Source organism: Vibrio sp. 10N.261.45.E2 (assembly GCF_002875705.1).
In the GTDB taxonomy this organism is placed as follows: domain Bacteria; phylum Pseudomonadota; class Gammaproteobacteria; order Enterobacterales; family Vibrionaceae; genus Vibrio.
This window is the reverse complement of record NZ_MCZZ01000126.1, coordinates 16475-39030: the sequence shown is the minus strand read 5'-3', so window position 1 is coordinate 39030 and position 22556 is coordinate 16475. Positions and strand designations below refer to the sequence as shown.

Genomic DNA, 22556 nt, shown 5'->3' with positions numbered 1-22556 from the left:
CGGAAAGCCGCGATGAACCACCAAAAAGCCTACCGTTGATTCCCTCTATTTAGAGAGGCCAACAATAGGCTTTCATTTAGCTTGGTGCTTTATCTTAAAAGAGATTAGCCACGGTAGTAGCGTTGAGGTACGAATGGCATTTTTTCTACTGTCATTGGTAGTTTCTTACCACGAACTTCAGCGAATACTTCAGTGCCGATAGCCGCTAAGTCAGTACGAACGTAAGCCATTGATACAGGCTTACCAGCGTTAGGACCCGCCGTGCCACTTGTTACAACACCAATCTTGTTGTCTTCAGCATCAAACAGCTCTGCGCCTTCACGTACTGGAGCCTTAGTTTGACCCACTAGGCCAACACGCTTACGTTGAACGTCTTTCGTTGCGATTTGCTCAAGGATAACATCAGCACCAGCGAAACCGCCTGCTCGTTCACCGTCAGTACGACGCACCTTTTGAATGCCCCATAGAAGGCTAGCTTCTACTGGAGTCGTCGTTGTATCTAGGTCGTGACCGTATAGACATAGGCCACACTCAAGACGAAGTGAATCACGTGCACCAAGGCCAATCCACTCAACTTCAGCTTCTGCCGTTAGCTTACGTGCTAGAGCTTCTGCGTGATCGTTCGGTACAGAGATCTCGTAGCCATCTTCACCCGTGTAACCACTACGGCTCACGATGCATTCAACACCATCGATATCGACTTTTTGAACGTCCATGAACAGCATGTCTGCAACGCTTGGTTGGAAACGAGCTAGAACTTCAGACGCTTTAGGACCTTGAAGTGCTAATAGAGCACGGTCATCAATCACTTCCATCTCTACATCAGCAGGAAGATGTGCCGTTAGGTGATCGATATCTTGTGTCTTACAAGCCGCATTCACAACAACAAATAGGTGGTCACCTAGGTTCGCAACCATCAGGTCATCCATGATGCCGCCCTGCTCATTAGTAAAGAACGCGTAGCGCTGCTTACCAGAAGGAAGATCGATAATATCTACAGGAACTAAAGACTCTAAGACAGCCGCAGCGTTTTCACCGTGTAGACGAAGTTGCCCCATGTGAGAAACATCAAAAAGACCAGCAGCGTCACGAGTGTGTAAGTGCTCTTTCTTTACACCAAGTGGGTACTGAACTGGCATATCGTATCCAGCGAAAGGAACCATTTTCGCACCCTCTTCAACGTGAAGTGCATGCAGTGGTGTTTTAAGTAGGTCTTGATTAGCGTGTTCTTGAGTCATTTTATTCTCCATGAAGCGTTGCAGACTGTCCAAAATCGAGTCTGCCGCTTATATCTCTATTTAGAGTCGCTTCTAACGATACGGATTAACGTCAGAAACAGTAGATAGTAAAAAGTGATGTCTTTTATATAGGCTTATATTGTTAGCGTTATAAATACCAACATCTGTACAAATCCCATACAACTCACTTTCTAAGAATTCACTTCAGTAAACTTCAATCAACATGAGTAAACCGTGTTCACTATAATAAACAAGGCTGCGTGAGTTTTACACCCTTAACAAGATTAAAACAGCTCAAAATGTGACATTTAACAATTTAAAAACAATTATTCGGTACCTACAAAAACGCGATATTGATGATTTTCACATCAATATCGCGTCATTTGGCTAACGTTAGAAACAAAAGCAAACGTTTGCATTTACTATAAGAAATTCTAACTTTGTTAACTTATTTTGCAGTCACCCACAAAATGAGCGCATCTTCTGCACTAGTGGAAATCAACATGTGGCCCATATTGGCATCATAATACATGCTGTCACCTTCGCTCATGGGCACAGGCTCGTAGAATTCTGAATAGAACATCACATCACCAGAGATGATCATTAGGAACTCTTCGCCGTCATGACGCACCCAATCGTTATACTCTTCAAAAGTACGTGCTCTCACGCGGCTTTTGAACGGCATCATCTTCTTATTAGAAAGCTCAGTCGCAAGCAGTTCGTGCTCATAAGTCGGTGTTGGATGAGGTTTACCTTGGCCTGCTTTAGTCAAGTCACGACGTCCTGTTGCGACTTTTTTCCTTGGTGGTTCAAAGAGTTGTGGCATATCAATCTGCAAACCCATTGCCAACTTCTGCATAGCTTGGAATGTTGGCGAGATTTGTTCATTCTCAATCTTACTTAGCGTAGAACGCGCCAAACCTGTACGTTGGCTCGCCTCTTCTAGCGTAATACCAAGCTTGCCGCGGATATCCTTAATACGCTGGCCAAGCTTAAGTGGCTCTATATTCTGGTCTAACGTTTCCTTCGCCAACGTTAAAGATGGGTACTCATCATAAATGTCTTCTGACATAGGTCCCTCGTTTATCTCTTACTTCCTGTCTATTAATTTCATTGTTGCATGAAGCGCTTTGTTGATTAAAGAGCACACACAGAAATAAAGCGTGCTCCCTGTAGCAAAACGAGAAAAGTTGTTTCCTATTGGAAATTTTTGTTGAAAATTGATTTTATCGGGGCTATGTTATCGACTTGTTAGATGAAGAGATGCTACTTCAGCTTGCAACAAATGATAGATTTAACATTTGTAAGAGCTGTTTTTTACCCGAACTTTTGGGAACCAATTCGTGCTGCATTGCCCCTACAACGATCGTTTAGACGCTGTAAGAGTATATTTAAAACGCAATTAACGTTTATTTATACCTATATAGCGCAAACGATACCGATGCAGAAATCAACGTAAGACCTAATGGACTATAAAAACAATCACCATTAGCTTAATGAAAGGTCTCGACAATGAACGCTTACCAAAACCATAGCTTAGACAGTTTTTTCTCTACGAACCTATCTGCGACTGACGACGCAGTCTTTGCTGGAATCCAAGCAGAGAACACTCGTCAAAACGAACAAATCGAACTTATTGCTTCTGAGAACATCGTTTCTAAAGCAGTAATGCAAGCTCAAGGCACCTGCCTAACCAACAAATACGCAGAAGGCTACCCAGGCCGTCGTTACTATGGTGGTTGTGAGCACGTAGATACCGTTGAAGCTATCGCAATCGAACGCGCTAAGCAGCTGTTCAAATGCGAATACGTAAACGTACAACCTCACTCTGGCGCTCAAGCAAACGGTGCAGTTAAACTTGCGCTACTTCAACCTGGTGACACTATCCTAGGCATGTCGCTAGACGCTGGTGGTCACCTTACTCACGGTGCTCGTCCTGCAATGTCTGGTAAGTGGTTCAACGCAGTTCAATACGGCGTAGACCGCGACACACTAGAAATTGATTACGAAGCGGTTCGCGCTTTAGCAATCGAAAGCCAACCTAAAATGATTATTGCCGGTGGTAGTGCTATTCCACGCGTTATTGATTTCGCTAAATTCCGTGAAATCGCTGACGAAGTTGGTGCAATTCTAATGGTCGATATGGCACACATCGCAGGTCTTATCGCGACAGGTGCTCACCCTAGCCCATTACCACACGCACACGTTGTTACCACAACAACGCACAAAACACTTCGTGGCCCACGCGGCGGTATGATTCTTACGAACCACGAAGGCATCAACAAAAAGATCAACTCTGCAGTGTTCCCTGGCCTACAAGGCGGCCCACTAATGCACGTTATCGCTGCTAAAGCAGTGGCGTTTGGCGAAGCACTTGGCCCAGAATTTAATACTTATATTGATTCAGTGATCGACAACGCAAAAGTTCTTGCTGAAGTGTTGCAAACTCGCGGTTGTGACATCGTGACTGGCGGAACAGACACGCACCTAATGCTGGTTGACCTTCGTCCTAAGGGCTTGAAAGGTAACGTAACTGAAGAAGCATTAGAGCGTGCAGGGATCACATGTAACAAAAATGGCATACCATTCGATTCAGAGAAGCCTATGATTACTTCTGGCATTCGTTTAGGTACGCCAGCTGGAACCAGTCGTGGTTTTGGCACTGAAGAATTCAAACTTATCGGTGAATGGATCGGTGATGTTCTTGATGGCTTGGTTGAAAGCCCTGAAGGCAACGCTGAAGTTGAGCAACGTGTTCGCAAGCAAGTTAAAGAGCTTTGCAAGCGCTTCCCTCTTTACCGTTAAACCGTTTTTAAGATTTAAATTAAAACCTCATAAATTTTTGGAGAATAAGCAATGGACAATACACTAAAGTTTGCAGACAGCCACGAGTGGGTAAAAGACAACGGTGACGGTACTGTAACTATCGGTATTTCTGAGCACGCTCAAGAGATGCTAGGTGACGTTGTGTTTGTTGACCTGCCTGACACTGACGACGAAATTGAAGCTGGCGAAAGCTTCTCTCTAGTTGAATCAGTAAAAGCTGCTTCTGATATCTACGCACCAATATCTGGCGAAATCGTAGAAATCAACGAAGAACTAGAAGATAGCCCAGAGCTAATCAACGAAGAACCTTATGAAGGTGGTTGGATTGTTAAAGTGAAGATGTCTGATGCGTCTGAACTAAACAACCTTAAAGATGCGGAAGAATACCTAAGCTCTATCGAAGAAGACTAATAGGTAACCTCATTACGATAAAGCTGCTCTTTTGGAGCAGCTTAATTTTAGGGGCTAGCTCACGGCTCCAGAGAGAAAGTAGAACATATCATGACTGAATTACTTCAAAGCCAATTACTGAAAGACTTAGGTACGCAAAACGAGTTCGTTGCTCGTCATAACGGCCCGAATAAAGCAGACCAGCAAAAAATGCTTGAAGCGATCAACGCGACTAGCTTAGATGCACTGATCGACGAAACGGTTCCTGCACAAATCCGTCTTGAAAAACCAATGACACTTGCTGCGCCACTGAGCGAAATGGACATGCTGACCTCTCTTAAAGAGATCGCTAACCTAAACCAAGTGAAACGTACTTTCATTGGCCAAGGCTACTACAACACATTCACTCCAAACGTTATTCTACGTAACGTTTTAGAGAACCCAGGCTGGTACACAGCTTACACACCATACCAACCAGAGATTTCTCAAGGTCGTCTTGAAGCTCTGCTGAATTACCAACAAATGGTAATGGACCTAACGGGTATGGAAATCGCAAACGCGTCTCTTCTTGATGAAGCGACAGCGGCTGGCGAAGCAATGACACTGTGTAAGCGTGCTGGTAAAAGCAAGAGCAAAGTATTCTTCGTTGCTGACGATGTTCACCCTCAAACACTAGAAGTTGTTAAAACTCGTGCTGAGTACATCGGTTTTGAAGTCATGGTTGGTGCTCTTGAAACACTTCCAGAGCAAGACGTATTTGGTGCACTAGTTCAATACCCTGGTACAACAGGTGAAGTTCGTGACCTAACCGACGTCATTGCTAAAGCTCAAGCTAACAAAACATTAGTTACAGTTGCTACTGACCTACTCGCTTCAGCTCTACTTAAGCCAGCTGGCGAAATGGGCGCAGACGTAGTCATCGGTTCAGCGCAACGTTTCGGTGTTCCTATGGGTTACGGCGGTCCACACGCTGCATTCATGGCAACTCGTGAAAAGCACAAGCGTACAATGCCAGGTCGTGTAATCGGTGTTTCTATCGATACGCACGGTAACCAAGCGCTACGTATGGCAATGCAAACTCGTGAGCAACACATCCGCCGCGAGAAAGCGACATCGAACATCTGTACAGCTCAAGCTCTTCTAGCAAACATGGCATCCTTCTACGCGGTTTACCACGGTGCAGAAGGCCTACGTACTATTGCTCGTCGTACACACCACATGACGGCTATCCTTGCGGCTGGTCTGACTAAAGCAGGTTACGAGCTAACAAACAACAGCTTCTTCGATACCATCACGATCAACTCTGAAGAAAAGACAGATGCACTGTACGCGAAAGCGCAAGCAGAAGACATCAACCTTCGCCTTCTTAAAGGTAAGATCGGTATCAGCTTAGATGAAACAACAACGATCGACGACGTGAACGCACTGTTCGCAATCTTCGACGTGAAAGAAGACATTCAAGCACTATCTTCTGACATTGCATCAAACGAGTTTGCAGCAATTCCAGAAAACTGCCGTCGTGAATCAGAGTTCCTAACTCACCCAGTATTCAATACGCACCACAGCGAAACGCAAATGATGCGTTACCTAAAACAGCTTGAGAACAAAGACTTCTCACTAACGCACGGCATGATCCCACTGGGCAGCTGTACGATGAAGCTGAACGCTGCTGCAGAGATGATCCCAGTAACATGGCCTGAGTTTGGTTCAATTCACCCATTTGCGCCTCTAGAGCAAGCGGCTGGTTACACAGCGCTAGCGAAGGATCTTAAAGAGAAGCTATGTGAAATCACTGGTTACGACGATTTCTCACTACAGCCTAACTCTGGTGCATCTGGCGAATACGCAGGTCTAATCGCGATTCAACGTTACCACGCAAGCCGCGGTGAAGGTCACCGTAACGTTTGTCTGATTCCTAGCTCTGCGCACGGTACTAACCCTGCAACAGCATCTATGGTTTCTATGAAGGTAGTGGTTGTTAAGTGTGATGAAGATGGCAACATCGACATGACAGACCTAGCAGCGAAAATCGAGAAGCACAAAGACAACCTATCAAGCATCATGATCACTTACCCTTCTACGCACGGCGTATACGAAGAGCAAGTGAAAGAAGTGTGTGAACAAGTTCACGCAGCGGGCGGTCAGGTTTACCTAGACGGCGCGAACATGAACGCTCAAGTAGGTCTAACTTCACCTGGCTTCATCGGTTCAGACGTATCTCACTTGAACCTACACAAAACATTCTGTATCCCACACGGTGGTGGCGGTCCGGGTATGGGTCCTATCGGTGTTAAATCGCACCTAGCACCTTTCCTACCGGGTCACATCGAAAACGGAGTACAAGGTTCTGACTACGCGGTATCAGCAGCAGATTTAGGTAGTGCTTCAATTCTACCGATCTCTTGGGCTTACATCGCAATGATGGGCGAACCTGGCCTAACAGACGCGACTAAAGTTGCAATTCTGAATGCGAACTACGTGATGGAAAAACTACGTCCTCACTACCCTGTTCTTTACCGTGGCACGAATGGCCGCGTAGCACACGAATGTATTATCGATATTCGCCCGCTTAAAGAAGAGACAGGCATCAGCGAAGAAGATATTGCTAAGCGTCTAATGGACTTCGGTTTCCACGCGCCGACTATGTCTTTCCCAGTAGCTGGCACACTAATGGTAGAGCCAACTGAATCAGAAGATTTAGAAGAGCTAGACCGTTTCTGTGAAGCGATGATCGCAATCCGTCACGAAATGGCAGCAGTGAAAGCGGGTGAATGGCCACTAGACAACAACCCTCTAGTAAACGCGCCGCACACTCAAGTTGACCTTTCAGGCGCAGAATGGGATCGCCCTTACTCTCGCGAACTGGCTTGCTTCCCATCGAAAGCAACGAAGAACTCGAAGTACTGGCCAACAGTTAACCGTGTAGACAACGTATACGGCGACCGTAACCTAATCTGTTCTTGCCCAAGCATCGATAACTACGAAGACTAATTCGTAGTGGCGCTAAGCAACTAAACATAACAAAGGCGAACCAAATGGTTCGCCTTTTTGTTTTCTGAAATTCAACGTCAACAAATGCATTGACCTTACCGTAAGGGAAAGGTTTAAGGTGAAATGAATCCAACGATGAATGAGGAAACAATTATGGGATGTTGCAATAAAACGCCAAAAGGTGGAGCTCCTCTTGGCTTATTTTTGAAAGTCACGCTTGGGATTGGGCTTTTTGTGTTTCTGCTGGCTTTGTGGCAGTGAGAAGCTTATACGGCGCTAGGTTTAAAGGTGTAATGGATAGCGCCAAGTTGATATTGTTGCTAAAACCGTTTTACAACGTATGCGATTGAGCCTTTTCATGAACAACCTTAAAACCATCATGTACTTGCTTTAAGTCACTCAATTCAACTTTAGGAATTTTAATTTGTGGACGATTCACTAACTGCCCCCCAATGCGCTTCGTACGCACATCGTGAATGTCTTTACCTACGCTAAAAAAGTAACAGATTAAGAAGCCACTAATCATGAAGTAATAAACCATACCATCTTGCGCAGTTTCACCATGTTCTACACCAAAATGCAACAGGATACTGCGTATAACGTCATCACTAATACCATTTTTTGAGTCAACGACCCGAAGCACAGATATACGAATGAAATGATCAAGCCGCAAAGATGTTTGTAGTTTAATAGATTTATTTCTTATAGACGAAGCTAAGATACTTTCAAATTTATCTTGTAATTGAACACCAGAAAATTCATCTAATGATGAAACCGAAGCACGCCAAAGAATACTAATTAGAAACAGATAATATTCTGTATACTTAAAGCCATTGAACTCAACGTAGTTTCTAGCTTTTTTAACGCCTCGACTACTTTTAAACAGCCGCGTCCCATATTTTTCATAGTTGTCACTCAAAAATTGTTCGCACTTTCGACACAATAGCTTTTCTTTAGGATCTGAATTGATTTTTTTAGGGGCTGTTGAATCATCGCATACGACAGACACCAATTGACCTCCACCCTTTTTTAAACCTCTTAAGTACGATTTAGGGATTATATGGGATTTTTGCAGCACACTGTCTTCTCCGCACAGTTTGCAACTCATTGTATTACCTCATGCCAATTAACAGTTCTTATACAGAATATTTATACCTAGTTAGTTATGCCACCAATTGTACTAGTCTTTATGTATCCATAACAATCACTTATACCGCGACCTTAGTGATTATCGTGGCAAATATAGAATTTATCTGCCTAGTGTGATTCCCACTAAATCATTAACTTACGTGCGTTGGCGCTGTGTTTTGGCCATCAGAACCTATCCGTATTTCGGAGCAAGTGAAACTCTATAAATCCAATGCTTGACCCTATACGGTAAGGTGTTTATATTGTCGCCCGCCCAACGGGGCACATCCTAAAATGCACACCGGCCATCCTGCCATCATTCGTGTATTTATATTGGTGTTGTGAACTTCCATGCTAACGAAATTTCGTCCTTTTACTCGTGAATCGGGTGCGCTTATGCATCTTTCGGTTCCAATCATTTTGACTCAAATAGCTACCCAAGCGATGGGATTTGTCGATACGACAATGGCTGGCCAAGTAAGCCCTGCCGACCTCGCCGCTATTGCACTCGGCACTAGCCTTTGGATTCCTGTGTTGCTGTTGCTACGTGGCGTGATTATGGCGTTAACGCCTGTTGTCGCTTATCACCGCGGTGCCCGTGACTTTCAAAGTATCTCTGTTGAATTCTTCCAGATGGTTTGGTTGGCATTAATTGCTAGCGTATTACTCATCGCTTATTTAGTGAGTGCGAAGCCGATCTTAGAATGGATTGGTGTAGCCGCTGAGATCATTCCAATTGGCAGTGACTATGCGTTTGCCCTAGCCTTTGGTGTGCCGGGGATTGCCCTGTTCTACACCTTGAACGGCTTCTGTGAAGGTATGAACAACACCAAAGTACCGATGATCATTTCGGTAATTGGTTTGCTGATTAATATTCCAGTCAACTACGTGCTTATCTACGGTAAGTTTGGTTTCCCTGAAATGGGTGCGGTGGGTTGTGGCTGGGCGACAAGCTTAGTGTATTGGCTAATGTCGGGAATGCTGTATTCCTACATTAAAGGTCATCACTACTACAAAACCATCATCAGCTTTGCAGACGCTAAGCCAAAAGCAAAAGAGATGCTTCACCTTCTAAGATTAGGTTTACCTATCGGAATGAATATCGCGGTGTGCGGCAGTATCTTTGCGGTTATCGCGTTGATGATTGGTCGTATTGGTGCAGAGAACGTGGCAGCCGCGCAAATTGCACTTAACATTTCGAGCCTGACTTACGTGATTCCGATGAGTATCTCGTTCGGTATTACGATTCGTGTTGGACATGCATTAGGAGAGAAAGACGAACTAGGCGCAATTGAACGCAGCAAAGTCGGCATCTTGGTTGCAGCGTTAATTTCGTTGCTTTCAGTTGCGATGTTCCTGCTGTTCCCTGAGTGGATCATTAGGCTTTACACCACCGACCCTGCAATTAGCGCAACAGCAGCAGTATTGTTGACCTTTACGGCGATGTACCAATTCAGCGATGCATTGCAAACGTCTGCTAACGGCGCACTGCGTGGCTATAAAGACACTAAGATCCCGATGATCTTAGCTATCGCTTCATACTGGGGCTTAGCACTACCATTAGGTATGGTGTTAGGCTTAACAGACCACATTGTTCCAGCAATGGGTGAAGAAGGCTTTTGGATTGGTATTCTGACGGGCTTGAGCGTTTCAGCGACGCTGATGTTAATTCGCTTACGACACGTGATTAAGAAACGTGACTTGCCACCAGCAAGTGCTCCATTGGCAAACTAAGATAGGCAAATAAGCTAGTAGAAAAAAGCGCGTTATTGCTACTCGGCAATAACGCGCTTTTTTATTGAATTTCTATAAACCAGATGATGTGCTTGGTTTAACAATCATCGTTAACTACTTGAACTGTACATACACAACCATCAGCTGGGCATGTATCTCCACTTGTTCTACCACCAAAAGAATCATAGAGAACATAACAACCAGATGGAAGATCTTCTATTATCGCCCCGCCAAGATCTCCAGTGGTAAACGGGTATTCATAGCCAACTACTGTATACCTATTGGCAAAGTCAGACGTTAAGCTGTCCTCATCTGACAAGGTAAGGAAATCGAGCATCTTCAATTTATCCCCTGATTCCCCTCGGCTTTCAGGGCAAAGCGTCCCCCAATCTACTTCAACGCTACCAATGCCAAAATCAATTACATAGTTGCTCTGATCACCTGGGTTTGTTGCGTCCGGGTTAAGCCCAACAATAATGGCTTTAGAAGTCACCTGCGTGATAACCCCTTCCATTGCACCCGCAACACCTTCAAGTACCGCTTCTCTCGCTGACTCTTGGATATTAAGAAACCTCGGAGCTGCTGTAACGGCCAAGACTCCAAGTATCACGATGACAATGATTAATTCCATTAAAGTAAATCCGTTTTTCTTCATAACACCCACATCAACTGACAACTACAGATACAATTACTGAATGAACTATCAATAACTATACATCGTGATGAGAGGCGGAACACCTTATGTGTCGCATCAGAGCTGTTGTTTAGTCGATTTTTTGACCTTACGCATGCGGGAATAAAAGTAAGTGCCTGCTGTCACTGCCTTATTCGATCGCGTTGTTCTAAATAGGTCAAATTTTCGATATTACACTGCAGGTACATTCTTCATTTCTGTTGCGCTCTATCGGAGTATCTGCGTCGGCATATCGCAAAAAAATAGCGCTCATGTATGACATAAGCGCTATTAAATTACTGGAAGCTCAACACATCTCTTAATGAGATATGTTGGGAATTCTAGATTTTAAATGAACCGACATAACGATCGAGAACTTGTGACAACTCTGCCAACTGCTGGCTTGATTGCTCTAACTTCTCACTGGCGCTCAAACCGTTTTTGACTGAGCTATTAACCGTATCCATATTCATATTAATTTCATTCGCTACCGCCGATTGCTGCTCCGTTGCCGTTGCGACTTGCGTATTAATATCGAGAATAGCCAAAACTTGCGTTGAAATTTTTTCCAAAGCTTGGCGAGCCATTTCAGTTTCAGTCGTACCCTCTTCAATTAGGTTCTTACTATTACTCATCGAGCTAACAGCATTCTTAGCTTCGGTTTGAAGTTGGTTGATCATAGTGTCAATTTCATCGGTCGACTGTGCTGTTTTTGTCGCTAGGTTACGAACTTCATCAGCAACGACAGCAAAGCCTCGGCCAGCCTCACCAGCACGGGCAGCTTCAATTGCAGCGTTCAGAGCAAGCAAGTTTGTTTGCTCTGAGATACCTCGAATAACATCAAGAATAGTACCGATTGACTGAGTATTGTCAGCAAGGCTAACAATGATGTCAGAAGCACTATTCATCTCGGCTTCAAGGTTCGAGATTGAGGTCGTGGTCTTCTCAATCGTCTTATGACCTTCTTGAGTTTCACTCGCCGCCATGTTTGCCGCGCTTGCAGCACCAGCCGCGCTAGATGCAATTTCATTAACCGTGGCAATCATTTCATTCATAGACGTCACGACCAACATGGTTTGTTCGTTCTGTTCTTGCCCTCTTTGCAATGCTTGCTGCGACTGTTCACGAAGCCCAATAGCTGTGCTATTTAATTCGACACCAGTATTCACTGTTTGCGTAATTATCTCGTGCACCTTGCCAACGAACACATTGAAAGCCGATGAGATTTGAGCGACTTCGTCATTCCCTTTAATTGGCAAACGTACTGATAGATCACCATCGCCTTCAGAAATATCATGCAATGTATTTTTCAATACCAAGAGAGGTTGCATCAGTTTGCTAAGAAGAAGTGATAGAACAACGAGACAAACAACAAAAATGAAAACCATTGAAGCGAGCTGGTAGCTAATAATGCCATTCGTTGCTTGGCTAACCTCTGTGATAGGAATACCGATATCAAAAGTACCGTACAGCTCACCGTTGACGTAGATAGGTGCCATGATGTCAAACACCCAGACTTGTTGAACATCAGCGTACCATTTTGAATACTGTTGGACGCCTTGGGTTGCGCCTTTAACGGTATAGCTATCTTCATAAACTTTATTCAGTTTGTTTTTGTCGCTGTGAGCAATAGCACTTACGTTACTATCAATAACAATGGCATAAGTGACATCAGATCGCTGTTTCAGCTCACCCACCAGCTTTTGTAAATCTTGAACTGGATTGTCCGAATTCTCTAAGATATACCCCGCATTTCCAGCCAAGAATTCAGCTTGAACTTGCGATTTGTTCAATATTATCTCATCAATTTTTTCGCTTGAAATGAAATAAGTTGACGCCATACTCGCAGCGACGGCAATGCCAAACATAATAAAAACGGCAAATAGGATTGTTTTCTTCATTTAGGTTGTCTCGACGCAAGTTTGTTAAAAGTTCTCTAAAGGTTTCAAAAACTGAAACCAAAGCTCACACGTTTTATCTCGTGTTAGAGCTCCCCACTAATTCTTTATCTGTCAAAATCTCGATAACTTTAGCTAAATCATACGAAAGACGTATGTTAATCACGGTTTCTTAACATACAAACAAATTCAACACAGAACCTGCACTTGGAAATCTGATTAATAAGTAAAGTCGTAGCTTAATCATTACATTTTAATAAAGAGTCGATTTCGCGTATTGAACCAGAGAACTGGCATCTTGTGGAATGTTAGGGCTTGGCGTAAACCGTTTACCTAGGAGTGCTTAATATTCTCGCTTCTAGTTGGTGCTATAACGAAAAGGCGAACCATTGAGTTCGCCTTCTTGTTTAAAGAGTCGTGTTTAAAGAATCGAGCTTAACAAGCTATGTCTATCGATTTATCGCCAAATATGAGCCAGCCGCAATCATAATTCCACCAGCACTTTGATTTAGTTTTTTATGTGCGCGTGGCGTTTTAAGCAAACTTGCCATCCTACCCGCCCCAAAAGCAATCAACATTACACCAGACATCAAAGCAACAAATGCTAAAACGGAAACCAAGACGATATCTTGTGAACGCAGAACCGTCAGGTCAATGAAAGTTGGCAGAAACGAAATATAGAACAGGATCACTTTTGGGTTTGATGCTGAGATTAAAAAGCCTTGCGCGAAACTCGCGAGTTCGGATTTCTGACTCTGTTTGGCTACGAGTTCTGCTGACCCCTGCACTTCTGGCAGGCTCTTAAACATCTTGTAGCCTAGGTAAATCAAATAGGCCGCACCAACGTAGCGAATCACTTCAAATGCAAACGACCAATTCTCGGCAATTGTCGCCAGACCAAAACAGGCAAGTGTAAGATAAATTAGATCACTGCATATCATGCCTAACGAAAGAGAGACGCACTTTCGCCATCCTTGAACCATAGCACGAGCTAAAATGGCAAATACACCAGGCCCCGGAGTAATACCAAATATAAACATGGCAATAAAGAATGTAACAGCCCCTTCTAATGACATTGGACTTCCTTATCTATAACCCGACACAATTGATCATGAACGTATCATGCATTCTTGAGTCGAGTAAAGAAAACAAACAATACCGATGAAATAAAACGAAAGCTGATTTTAAGCAGGATTCAATGCCGCCCATTTGGGAACAGCAAGTTGCTTGCTAATCGCCAAATGACGTATGTAAATGACAAGAACAATCGAGACAATTGCGCTGATGTCGGTATGTTGTGGCAACAAAGCCAGTGCAGTGGCATGTAACGTACACCCTAACGCTACCGGGATTGCATAAAGCTCTTTTGATAACAGTAATGTTGGACGTTGAATCAATACATCCCTAATCACCCCGCCTCCTACCGCAGTAATAATACCCAACATGATTGGGCCTAGCGGTAGCCCGAAGCCTAAGCTCCATGCTTTTTCAGTTCCTTGAATCGCAAACATGGCGATAGCAACAGCATCAACATAAAGGTTAATCGTATAAAACCAACGTTTCTTTAAAAACGAAACACAGATAAAACCGATCAAGCTGCTCATAATCGCGATCCAGACATAATACAGTTCCTCAGACCAAAACACGGTCACGTTGAGCAGTACATCGCGTGTGCTTCCCCCCCCTACGGCCGTGACCACACCCAATACTGCTACCGTGAAAATATCCGTCTTTTTTTCGCTCGCTGCCAATACTGCTGAGAACGCGAAAGCTGCGGTGCCTAAAACAGAGATAGTATTTATGAGTGCCGCCGTTGTTACGAACATATGATTGCCCTTTAGATGCGAATTTGATGACAAAAACAGACACAAAACCGAAGTTGTCGCGCCTGCTTTTATGAGCTTTTATTTAGGTAAGTTTATTTGGTAAAGCTATTACGCACAGCTTTACCCGGGTAAACATTGGGTAGCACTTTAGAGTCTTCCACCACTATCGTTCCGTTAACCACAACATACGGAATACCTGTTGATGGCAAACCTGGCTCTTTAAGCGTCGAGTTATCCGTTACCGTTTCTGGATCAAACATCGTAATATCAGCATCAGCACCCACTTGAATACGACCCTTTTGACTCATTTGGTTGATTCCATTGTCTTGCAAGAACTTCGCTGGCATGTAAGACACTTTTGAAACCGCAGACATCAGTGGCATCAAGTTGTCTTCACGAACCATTTTCAATACTCGCGCTTGAGTTCCTGCAGCTCTTGGGTGGCCTTGTAGTCCTTCATAAGATGTATTCCAGCTGTAAGCCATCATTCCGTTCTCTTTCATTAGAGGGAAAGCATCACTACCAACAAGTGTCGACTCATGAGCCAATGCGTTTTTAAGGTCTTGATCCGTTGCACCGTAAAACATAACACTCGCTTGAGGGTTCTCTTTCAGCAATTGCTCGTATCGCTCTTTAGTTAGAGGCTTCATTGTTTCTGTTTCAATAATGTCTGAGTAATCTCGTGCCATATTACGTTGGTAGTTTGTAGGCTCTAGGTAGTCAGCCGCTGCGATCGTTGCACCGTAGTTATATGGGTAGATCTCTGCCGCAACGTTCATGCCTTTTGCTTTTGCATCGTCCAGCATCTTAAGTGCCGCAGGTGTCTCATTGAGGGTTTGTTGGTGCATGTGTTGAACCAACAAACCACCACCATAAACACCTACTCCAGACAACATTTCTTCAATGCCAATTAAGCCCGATGTTGGTGGCAGTTGACTTGAGAATCGACCGTGTAAAAATGTTGGGACACCGTATTCACCCGCAATTCTCTGCCATTCTTTGGTTTCAATAGTCGTTGCCGCTTTAGACATGTAACCCACTGGTACACCGATACCTAAACCGCCGTCTTTTAGTTCTTTGTCGACCATCTCAGAAATCGTATCTATCTGCTCTCTTGATGCGATCTCAGTCATCGCCTCACCAGTAACCTTCGACGCTTTTGTCTCTTCAGAATCAAAAATATCGTTGATCATCGAGCCCGTGCGTGAGTGGTAATCGTCGTTGAAAACTTTTGTACGAATACCTGCTGATGACACGCTAGCGCCAAAGTTCGTTTGCGAACGACCTTCCAATCGTTTGTACCAATCACTCACAGGATACGCGCCAACCTCAAGAGCCAATGGCGTCGTAACACCACTGCGTAGCTGGAGTTTTTGCATGATTGGAATCGCAACAACGTGTGAGTGAGTATCAATAAAGCCAGGTGCGACAACCAAACCTTCAGCATCAATCGTTTTATCGCCCTCAATCGCATCGCCTGTGATAGCAACGATCTTGCCATCTTCAACCGCTACGTTGGCAACTTGGTCATAGCCTGTTTCAGGGTCCATAACGCGACCATTCATGATGACTAGGTCATAAGCGAAGACACTTGGTGACATTGCCACCAGCATTGCTAAAGCTGTACGCTTGATTTGAGTAGCTTTGATTTGCTTGTTCATAATGTTGACTCCAAAGATAAATAAGTAAACTAAGTAGCGTTGTCCGCCTCTTTGATTCACATTATTGATGAACTTTGCCAGTCAGCTAAATCACATAGGACGGATTAAACTCATCCAAATCACATCAAAGATTATTAACTCATTGATATTATTAAGAACCTACATCTAGCGACGGCTTACCTCAGTCAGAGTATTTTTGAGATGATTAAGCTTTCTTAAACTTGCGGGAATGCGAGTGGATTAAGCGAATCAGTTAATTCGCACCAAAACAAAAAAAGCAGCGCTATTTGCGCTGCCTTTCCGGATATACATTAAAAGTTAGAAATAGAATTTGTAGTTAGCCCAGACAACCGTATCGTCAATATCAATAGAACGAGTTTGGGACTGCATGTAACCCGTGGTGTTATCAACTCTCAGCTGACCCCATCGCGTTTTATCGTTAGAGAAAGGCGTTGCAATCATTAATGTTGATTTAAGCATCGACGTTTCGATATCACCGTTTAAATAATTGTACTCTGGCCATGCGCCAATATAAGTACCATCTTCACCCAACTGATACATCATATAGAAAGCGGCAGATCCACCGATCGCTTCTTTCTTATCAGCATGAAACGACAAAACTGACGCATCAGAATATTCACCAGCTAACACACCTAAGCGTGGGAATAACTGCAGTCCTTTAACCCCTGTATCGATCGCAGCGACTCCACCCAACGATGCTGAAGTAAACATCGAGTTATCGATAACATCGAGCGATAGAGCTGCTCTTGGAACAACTTGGTTGTCTGTTGAGAAAACATGGAAATACTGAACTCGACTGTCAGAATATTTTCCTTCTTTAGTCATCGTCCCTTCGACAGTCAGCATACCTGTTTGCCCATTATCAAAATGAAAATCTCCAGATATTGATCCCTTTAGAGCACCTTGGTTACTCATACCAAAGTACGCTGAAGTGCTTGTTTCCGTTAAGTCTGAAGGGTTCGGCTCAGACTCTGCAGCGAACAAAGGCGTAGCTGTTAATAAAGGGGCTGTCGCTACAATTGAAAGAAGAGATAAAGATAGTTGTTTGCGCCTATTCATCATATATACCTGTGTAAGTTTAATTATCACCCTCCTATGAATGAGCGAACTGTTCGCCCTGGCTTCCGTACACCGATATTATTGAATGGAAATGCTCTATCTAAAACTTCACTTGGACGGATGTAACACGTCCAAAAAAACAGGTTCAGTTGGTCTACTGATTGTTCCTAAACTGCCAATGAAAAATCACAGTAGTGACGTGTTCGATCCATCATTGGTGATTCGTTTGATGATCCACACCGCTTTAATATCTCCTACATCCCCACTCCCGCAAAGATTTTAAAGAGGCATCATGAAAAAGCTAACAGCAACACTCGGACTGTCAGTCGCTATTTTTAGTGCGTTCTCCGTTCACGCAAAAACCAAGGAAATAGACTGGATTGATCTTGTCCCAGTGCAAGAGCAAGCCATGATCAAAGAAGCATCACAACCTTTCTTAGCCGAACATTCTTGGGATATGCCAGAACAAAATAAACTAGGCTCAGTGAGGAACGAGCTTGATGGGCAACGAGTCAAGATTCCTGGATTCATCATTCCACTTGAAGGTGATGATAAGATCGCGAGTGAGTTTTTGTTGGTTCCTTATTACGGTGCCTGCATACACGTACCACCACCGCCGACCAATCAAATCATTTACGTAAACTCCCCTAAAGATGTCAGCGCACAAGGGTTATGGGATACGGTCTATTTGACGGGAACCCTGAGAACGAAAGATACCTCGACAGATGTTGCCGATACGGGTTATCAGATGATTGATATCGAAATCACTCCCTATCAGTAACACACTCTTTTACCGCCGCGCTCCAACTTCCCTTCTAAAAAATCAGGTATGCCTAACTACGATACGCATCATAGTTGGGCATATGAATTACCTAATCCTACAAATATCTGATACGTTATACTTAATGACTAACAATTGAGTACAACGTATGAACTTTAGTATTGAACAGTTACTCGCCTTCGTGACCGTTTACGAAGAACGCTCATTCAGCAAGGCTGCTGCCCGATTAAACAAACACCGTACAACCACTGGCCAAGTCATCAATAACCTTGAGGATGTGCTGGCTGTCGAACTATTCGAACGTATAGGTCGTACGGTAGAACCTACTGAAGATGGCAAACTTCTTTACCACTACGCTAAGTCTGCGATAGAGCAATCTCGTATATTCGATAACATCGCGCTTAGCCTCTCTTACGGTGGGCTGGAAAGCATCAACTTTGCCTACCCAAGTATGACTCCACACCGCCTACTCTCATCCATACGAGCCCAACTCGACCAAGACTTTCCAAACATGAAGGTTAACTTCTTGGTGAGAACAAAGAGCCAGATTGAACAAGGCTTAGCAAGTGGTGATATTCACTTTGGCTTGGTCATGATCGACAAAGGCAAAGCAATGTACAGCAAGGACTCGACCTTTATTGGTCACATCGAGTTTTTGCCGTTTGTGAAGAAAGGAGGCAAGCTATCCCAACTTTCGCCGACTGAAGCGTTAACCGCGTTACGCAGCACTCGTCAATTTGTTTTAAGTGCATTTAAAGAGGAAGGCCTCAAAGACAAGCTCTTAGTATCGGCGATACATGAAGAAGTTGATCAGCTTGCCTTAGTTATAAAACTGGTTCAGGACGAACTCGGTTGGGCTTGGTTACCTAAGGTGTTATCTGAATCACCCTATGTAACTGAAAGCTTAAAAGCATTGGAGTTGGATCAATTGAAGATGGGGATGAAGTTTTCGTTTGCGCTATGGAATCCACACTCAAAGCAAATCATGGAAGTGAAGAAGTCGATCATGATAGCAACGGATGCTTACGTCGAACGCTTTATTGCACTGCAGAACCCGTCGAGTTAGAAGCACTAAAGCCAGTGTTGCATTGATTGATATCGAATTGTTGGTCTACAGCCTAAACAAAAGAAGGCTAATGTGCTTATAAAACACATTAGCCTTATTCATTGAATAGTATATTTACTTGTTGTTAAACAAAGACTTCACATCAATATGAGCCCAGTTGGTATCGCTGCCAAGTGCAGGCAGTTTCACCCACATTTGCAGTTCATTTAGGTCCGCTACAACTTGGTAGTTAGTTAAGTCCACATCTTGATTAGTTGGCTTAGTCACACCACCATTTTCTCTGAAGCTGCCATCTTCGTTGTACAGTGGCAAATCAAAGATATTACGCATTTCCTCGGCATCAATCTGACCGCGCAGGTCATCATGGCGTGCATTTAAGTTATCAAGGCGTTTTAGTGAAAAGCTTTGAGTTTCACGAATACCCAAACCCCAATCAGGGTTTAAGAACGTATTGACAGTCACAAACGAACTAGCGTCTTTATCGTTAACACGCTGTCTGTTTTCTTGAATCGTGTTCTCGTAAGCACATGCTTGACCACTTTTATCCGCTAACATCCAGATTGCCGCAATATCAGTACGTGACGCTTGGAAGCGTGAGCTAAGAGCCTCGATTGAATCAGACTCCGCCATGTAATCGACAACTGAGTTTAAGAACGATGGTTTCTCGACCGATACAATATTACCGCCCATTGATGTGCCGTCATGCAGATCGGTATACACACCTTTGTCGTTGAAACCGGTAACCATCCATTGCCAACCAGGCCAGCTCACATTAACTAATGCATTCGAACCATCTGTAGGATTATAAACCGTTGCATAGATTGGGAAATCTAGGAACAATTCATTCCAGTCCATATTACGACCAACAACCGCATGGCCATCTACCGTACTTTCACCCCAAGTCGCTAGCGAAGAACAACCAGAGAATGAGTGAAGCTTTCCAAGATAAATCGCCATTGGACCACTTTGGTCTAGCACGATAACTTTTTCCAGTGGCCAGCCTAAACCATCTGCTACACCTTGGAAGTATTGCTTGCGACGCAAAGACAGTGCTGCAAAAACACGAGTGCCAAATAATTCGAACGCTTCTTTTTGACTGATCAACCCTTTGTCAAATTCAGGCTGAACAATAACATCATACATCGCTTGCATGTGCTCTTTTGACAAGTTTCCGTACTGCTTGCCCATCTCATACCAGCTGCCGTTAAGTTGTAGGACGTAAAGCATTTCTTCACCAGTTTCGAACATGGTGCCGTTTTCGAATTGAGCTTTAGTAGTAAGTGTTGAAGTGTTCATAATGACCTCTATATATCAAAGTAAGTTAGTTTGTTTCTTTAAGATGGGGTCATTATATGGACGATTTTAAAATACAAACAATTCAGTATGACGGACAAAACTCATCCAAAATTGAAAGTACGAGCACATGAGATCAGAGCATACGCTTATAGCGACAGGCGAGTTGGAACCGCATAAGCAGGAAAGGTAGACAAAGAGAGAAAGAGAGAAAGAGCTAGACGTTCACCGATGGCATCACGAGCGATATCACTGACAAAACACTTGTCGAAATAAAAAGGCGAACCTATTGGCTCGCCTTGATCATTTTATTCTTCAGAATCGCCTAGTCGTTACGAATAGGCGATAACAACTCAGGGTTAACCACCAAGTTTCTCACACCGTGGGCGTGATCTTCGTTGAAGTCGTTCCCTTCACACCAGCTACCCACAGTCGCAATGTTTACTTTCGCTACTTGTGGACGGACGCTCCAGGTGACTTGGAAAGGTGAACCTTGCTCATTGTAACCAGGACCCGTTGTAGAACCTGCATATTGAATCGCTGACCCCGTATTTTGAGGAATGTTTGGTGCTTGGTGTAAGCCATTCACTTTTGAGTGCTCAGCCAATGCTTCAAAGTCGAGTGCTTTGTCGTCATTCACTAATACGTAAACTTGGGTTTCGACACGCAGTTGCGGGTTGGTAATGGCATCGTTAAAACAAGCGCCCAGTGTTTCACCCGGTTCAACTTGCGCCGTTGAATAAACATAGTGAACTTCAATGGTATCGCCCGAATGCAACGATCCGTGATCGCTCGGACAAACCTTGCTCTCAAATGGTTTTAGCTCAGCAGCACTCAGCTTGCCTGTATATTTGAAACCGCTCTGGAACCCCTTGCCATCACCGTTGCCAGCGTATTGGGTAAACTCGCCGCCTTTATGCTCGGCGTTTTTATGAAAGTGGATATTACATAAGTTCATCGCTGTAGAATCAGGGGCATCCGAAAACAGTCTGGTATTTGTACCTTCCAATGAACCTAGATCTCGTGGCGCCTGAGGACCAAAGCCTTGCCCTTGGGTATTTTCAGAAAGCTTCGCTCTTTGTTCCGCAATAACACCGTCGGATACAGACTCATGGTTCGCATCTGATGCATTTGCTTGAGCTGACAACATCACCATCGCGACACTTAAAAACACACTCTTATTCTTCATATCTCTTCCCTAGAATATTGATAACTAACCTAAACGAACTTTACAGCAAGCATTTTACTATGCTCATAAGTGAATATAAGTCTTGTCTCTGCAAGATCAGATTTCACTACTTACTTTGGGATGAGTATTAGAACCCTTGATGCATATAACAAGTCAAACAGGGTAAATTCGGCTAGTCCCTTCCAGAACTAATAATTTCCTATTTTCATTGACCGCCGCATGACTCAAATACCCAGAGAAGTGAACACGATGATTAGGTAGAAAGATGCCCAAGTTAGAAGATCAAAAAAGGCGAACACTTGGTTCGCCTTCACGTTTTGTTCTATCTATTGGGTTAGCGCTCTTTATAAATAGCTTAACCGTTACCCGTGGCAAATATCCCAAACGTCATCACGTTCAATGCATCTGTCACGCCTTCTAGCGACTTAATCACGGTCTTAGTCGGTTTGTTATGGCGGATAAAATAGCTTCCGATGCCTTTTTCACCGTCACTCTTAGCATCGCTTTCGGTTGTTTCCGTCGCAACTACTTGAGAAGGTTCGACGCTGGTCTCAGCATTTGCATCCGTTGAGGTCTCGAGAATACTCTCTTCCTCTACACTTTTAGACATAGTGTCTTCTGTACTCAATGTTTCGTCGTCTAACTGATGATTACTCGTGGAAGAACAAGCTGTTAAGAAAAACAGGCTAACGATGAATATGAGTAAATTTCTCATCATAATGATAAAGCACGAATTAATAAAACATTGTTCGATTGTATTTTATTTGGCTGATGACATCCAG

General features: G+C 43.8%; 19 protein-coding genes. 7 read left to right on the top strand and 12 right to left on the bottom strand.

Features of this window, described 5'->3' with window-relative positions; translation table 11 throughout:
- Positions 1-104: 104 nt before the first annotated feature.
- On the bottom strand, positions 105-1238 hold the full coding sequence (gene gcvT, locus BCT34_RS12905; RefSeq protein ID WP_076652213.1) for a glycine cleavage system aminomethyltransferase GcvT: 1134 nt from the start codon (positions 1236-1238) through the stop codon (positions 105-107).
- A gap of 448 nt (positions 1239-1686) precedes the next feature.
- Complete coding sequence (locus BCT34_RS12900; RefSeq protein WP_076652216.1) at positions 1687-2310, bottom strand: XRE family transcriptional regulator; 624 nt, start codon at positions 2308-2310, stop codon at positions 1687-1689.
- A gap of 440 nt (positions 2311-2750) precedes the next feature.
- Between BCT34_RS12900 and BCT34_RS12895 the strand changes: the two genes are divergently transcribed.
- The 4 genes from BCT34_RS12895 to BCT34_RS24340 all read left to right on the top strand — a co-directional run bounded on the left by BCT34_RS12895 (position 2751) and on the right by BCT34_RS24340 (position 7706).
- Complete coding sequence (locus BCT34_RS12895) at positions 2751-4043, top strand: serine hydroxymethyltransferase (protein WP_076652219.1); 1293 nt, start codon at positions 2751-2753, stop codon at positions 4041-4043.
- Between the two features lie 51 nt (positions 4044-4094).
- Positions 4095-4475: a glycine cleavage system protein GcvH gene (gcvH, locus tag BCT34_RS12890; RefSeq protein WP_017064654.1), complete on the top strand. Its 381-nt coding sequence runs from the start codon at positions 4095-4097 to the stop codon at positions 4473-4475.
- 90 nt (positions 4476-4565) lie between these two features.
- The gene (gene gcvP, locus BCT34_RS12885) at positions 4566-7445 is read left to right on the top strand and encodes an aminomethyl-transferring glycine dehydrogenase (RefSeq protein WP_076652221.1); all 2880 of its coding nucleotides are present in this window, start codon (positions 4566-4568) and stop codon (positions 7443-7445) included.
- A 123-nt stretch (positions 7446-7568) separates the two neighbouring features.
- Positions 7569-7706 carry a hypothetical protein gene (locus BCT34_RS24340; RefSeq protein ID WP_157934855.1) on the top strand — a complete coding sequence of 46 codons (138 nt, stop codon included), beginning with the start codon at positions 7569-7571 and terminating at the stop codon, positions 7704-7706.
- A 70-nt stretch (positions 7707-7776) separates the two neighbouring features.
- Here BCT34_RS24340 and BCT34_RS12880 read toward each other — a convergent pair whose 3' ends face one another.
- Positions 7777-8553, bottom strand: a complete 777-nt coding sequence (locus BCT34_RS12880) for a hypothetical protein (protein ID WP_102300723.1) — start codon at positions 8551-8553, stop codon at positions 7777-7779.
- A gap of 371 nt (positions 8554-8924) precedes the next feature.
- Here BCT34_RS12880 and BCT34_RS12875 point away from each other — a divergent pair, with 371 nt between their 5' ends.
- Positions 8925-10307: an MATE family efflux transporter gene (locus BCT34_RS12875; RefSeq protein WP_076652223.1), complete on the top strand. Its 1383-nt coding sequence runs from the start codon at positions 8925-8927 to the stop codon at positions 10305-10307.
- A 97-nt stretch (positions 10308-10404) separates the two neighbouring features.
- Here the strand turns inward: BCT34_RS12875 and BCT34_RS12870 are convergent, their stop codons facing one another.
- The 6 genes from BCT34_RS12870 to BCT34_RS12845 all read right to left on the bottom strand — a co-directional run bounded on the left by BCT34_RS12870 (position 10405) and on the right by BCT34_RS12845 (position 17445).
- Positions 10405-10962 carry a type II secretion system protein gene (locus BCT34_RS12870; protein WP_076650687.1) on the bottom strand — a complete coding sequence of 186 codons (558 nt, stop codon included), beginning with the start codon at positions 10960-10962 and terminating at the stop codon, positions 10405-10407.
- A 359-nt stretch (positions 10963-11321) separates the two neighbouring features.
- The gene (locus tag BCT34_RS12865) at positions 11322-12848 is read right to left on the bottom strand and encodes a methyl-accepting chemotaxis protein (RefSeq protein ID WP_174571118.1); all 1527 of its coding nucleotides are present in this window, start codon (positions 12846-12848) and stop codon (positions 11322-11324) included.
- A gap of 479 nt (positions 12849-13327) precedes the next feature.
- The gene (locus BCT34_RS12860; protein WP_076650684.1) at positions 13328-13954 is read right to left on the bottom strand and encodes a LysE family translocator; all 627 of its coding nucleotides are present in this window, start codon (positions 13952-13954) and stop codon (positions 13328-13330) included.
- A gap of 108 nt (positions 13955-14062) precedes the next feature.
- The gene (locus BCT34_RS12855; protein ID WP_076650683.1) at positions 14063-14704 is read right to left on the bottom strand and encodes a TRIC cation channel family protein; all 642 of its coding nucleotides are present in this window, start codon (positions 14702-14704) and stop codon (positions 14063-14065) included.
- Between the two features lie 92 nt (positions 14705-14796).
- Positions 14797-16365 (bottom strand): amidohydrolase family protein, encoded by a 1569-nt coding sequence (locus BCT34_RS12850; protein ID WP_076650682.1) that lies wholly within the window; start codon positions 16363-16365, stop codon positions 14797-14799.
- Positions 16366-16683: 318 nt separating this feature from the next.
- Positions 16684-17445 (bottom strand): hypothetical protein, encoded by a 762-nt coding sequence (locus tag BCT34_RS12845; RefSeq protein WP_076650688.1) that lies wholly within the window; start codon positions 17443-17445, stop codon positions 16684-16686.
- A 292-nt stretch (positions 17446-17737) separates the two neighbouring features.
- Between BCT34_RS12845 and BCT34_RS12840 the strand changes: the two genes are divergently transcribed.
- Together BCT34_RS12840 and BCT34_RS12835 are read left to right on the top strand one after the other, a co-directional pair.
- Entirely contained in the window at positions 17738-18226 is a 489-nt protein-coding gene (locus BCT34_RS12840; protein WP_076650681.1) for a DUF3299 domain-containing protein, read from the top strand.
- Positions 18227-18374: 148 nt separating this feature from the next.
- Positions 18375-19292, top strand: coding sequence for a LysR family transcriptional regulator (locus tag BCT34_RS12835; RefSeq protein ID WP_076650679.1), 918 nt, complete (start codon positions 18375-18377; stop codon positions 19290-19292).
- A 114-nt stretch (positions 19293-19406) separates the two neighbouring features.
- Here BCT34_RS12835 and BCT34_RS12830 read toward each other — a convergent pair whose 3' ends face one another.
- The 3 genes from BCT34_RS12830 to BCT34_RS12820 form a co-directional block, all read right to left on the bottom strand.
- Positions 19407-20588, bottom strand: a complete 1182-nt coding sequence (locus BCT34_RS12830; protein WP_076650677.1) for a C45 family peptidase — start codon at positions 20586-20588, stop codon at positions 19407-19409.
- Positions 20589-20910: 322 nt separating this feature from the next.
- Positions 20911-21774: a delta-class carbonic anhydrase gene (locus BCT34_RS12825; protein WP_076650676.1), complete on the bottom strand. Its 864-nt coding sequence runs from the start codon at positions 21772-21774 to the stop codon at positions 20911-20913.
- A gap of 355 nt (positions 21775-22129) precedes the next feature.
- On the bottom strand, positions 22130-22492 hold the full coding sequence (locus tag BCT34_RS12820; protein WP_076650674.1) for a hypothetical protein: 363 nt from the start codon (positions 22490-22492) through the stop codon (positions 22130-22132).
- Between the last annotated feature and the right edge of the window lie 64 nt (positions 22493-22556).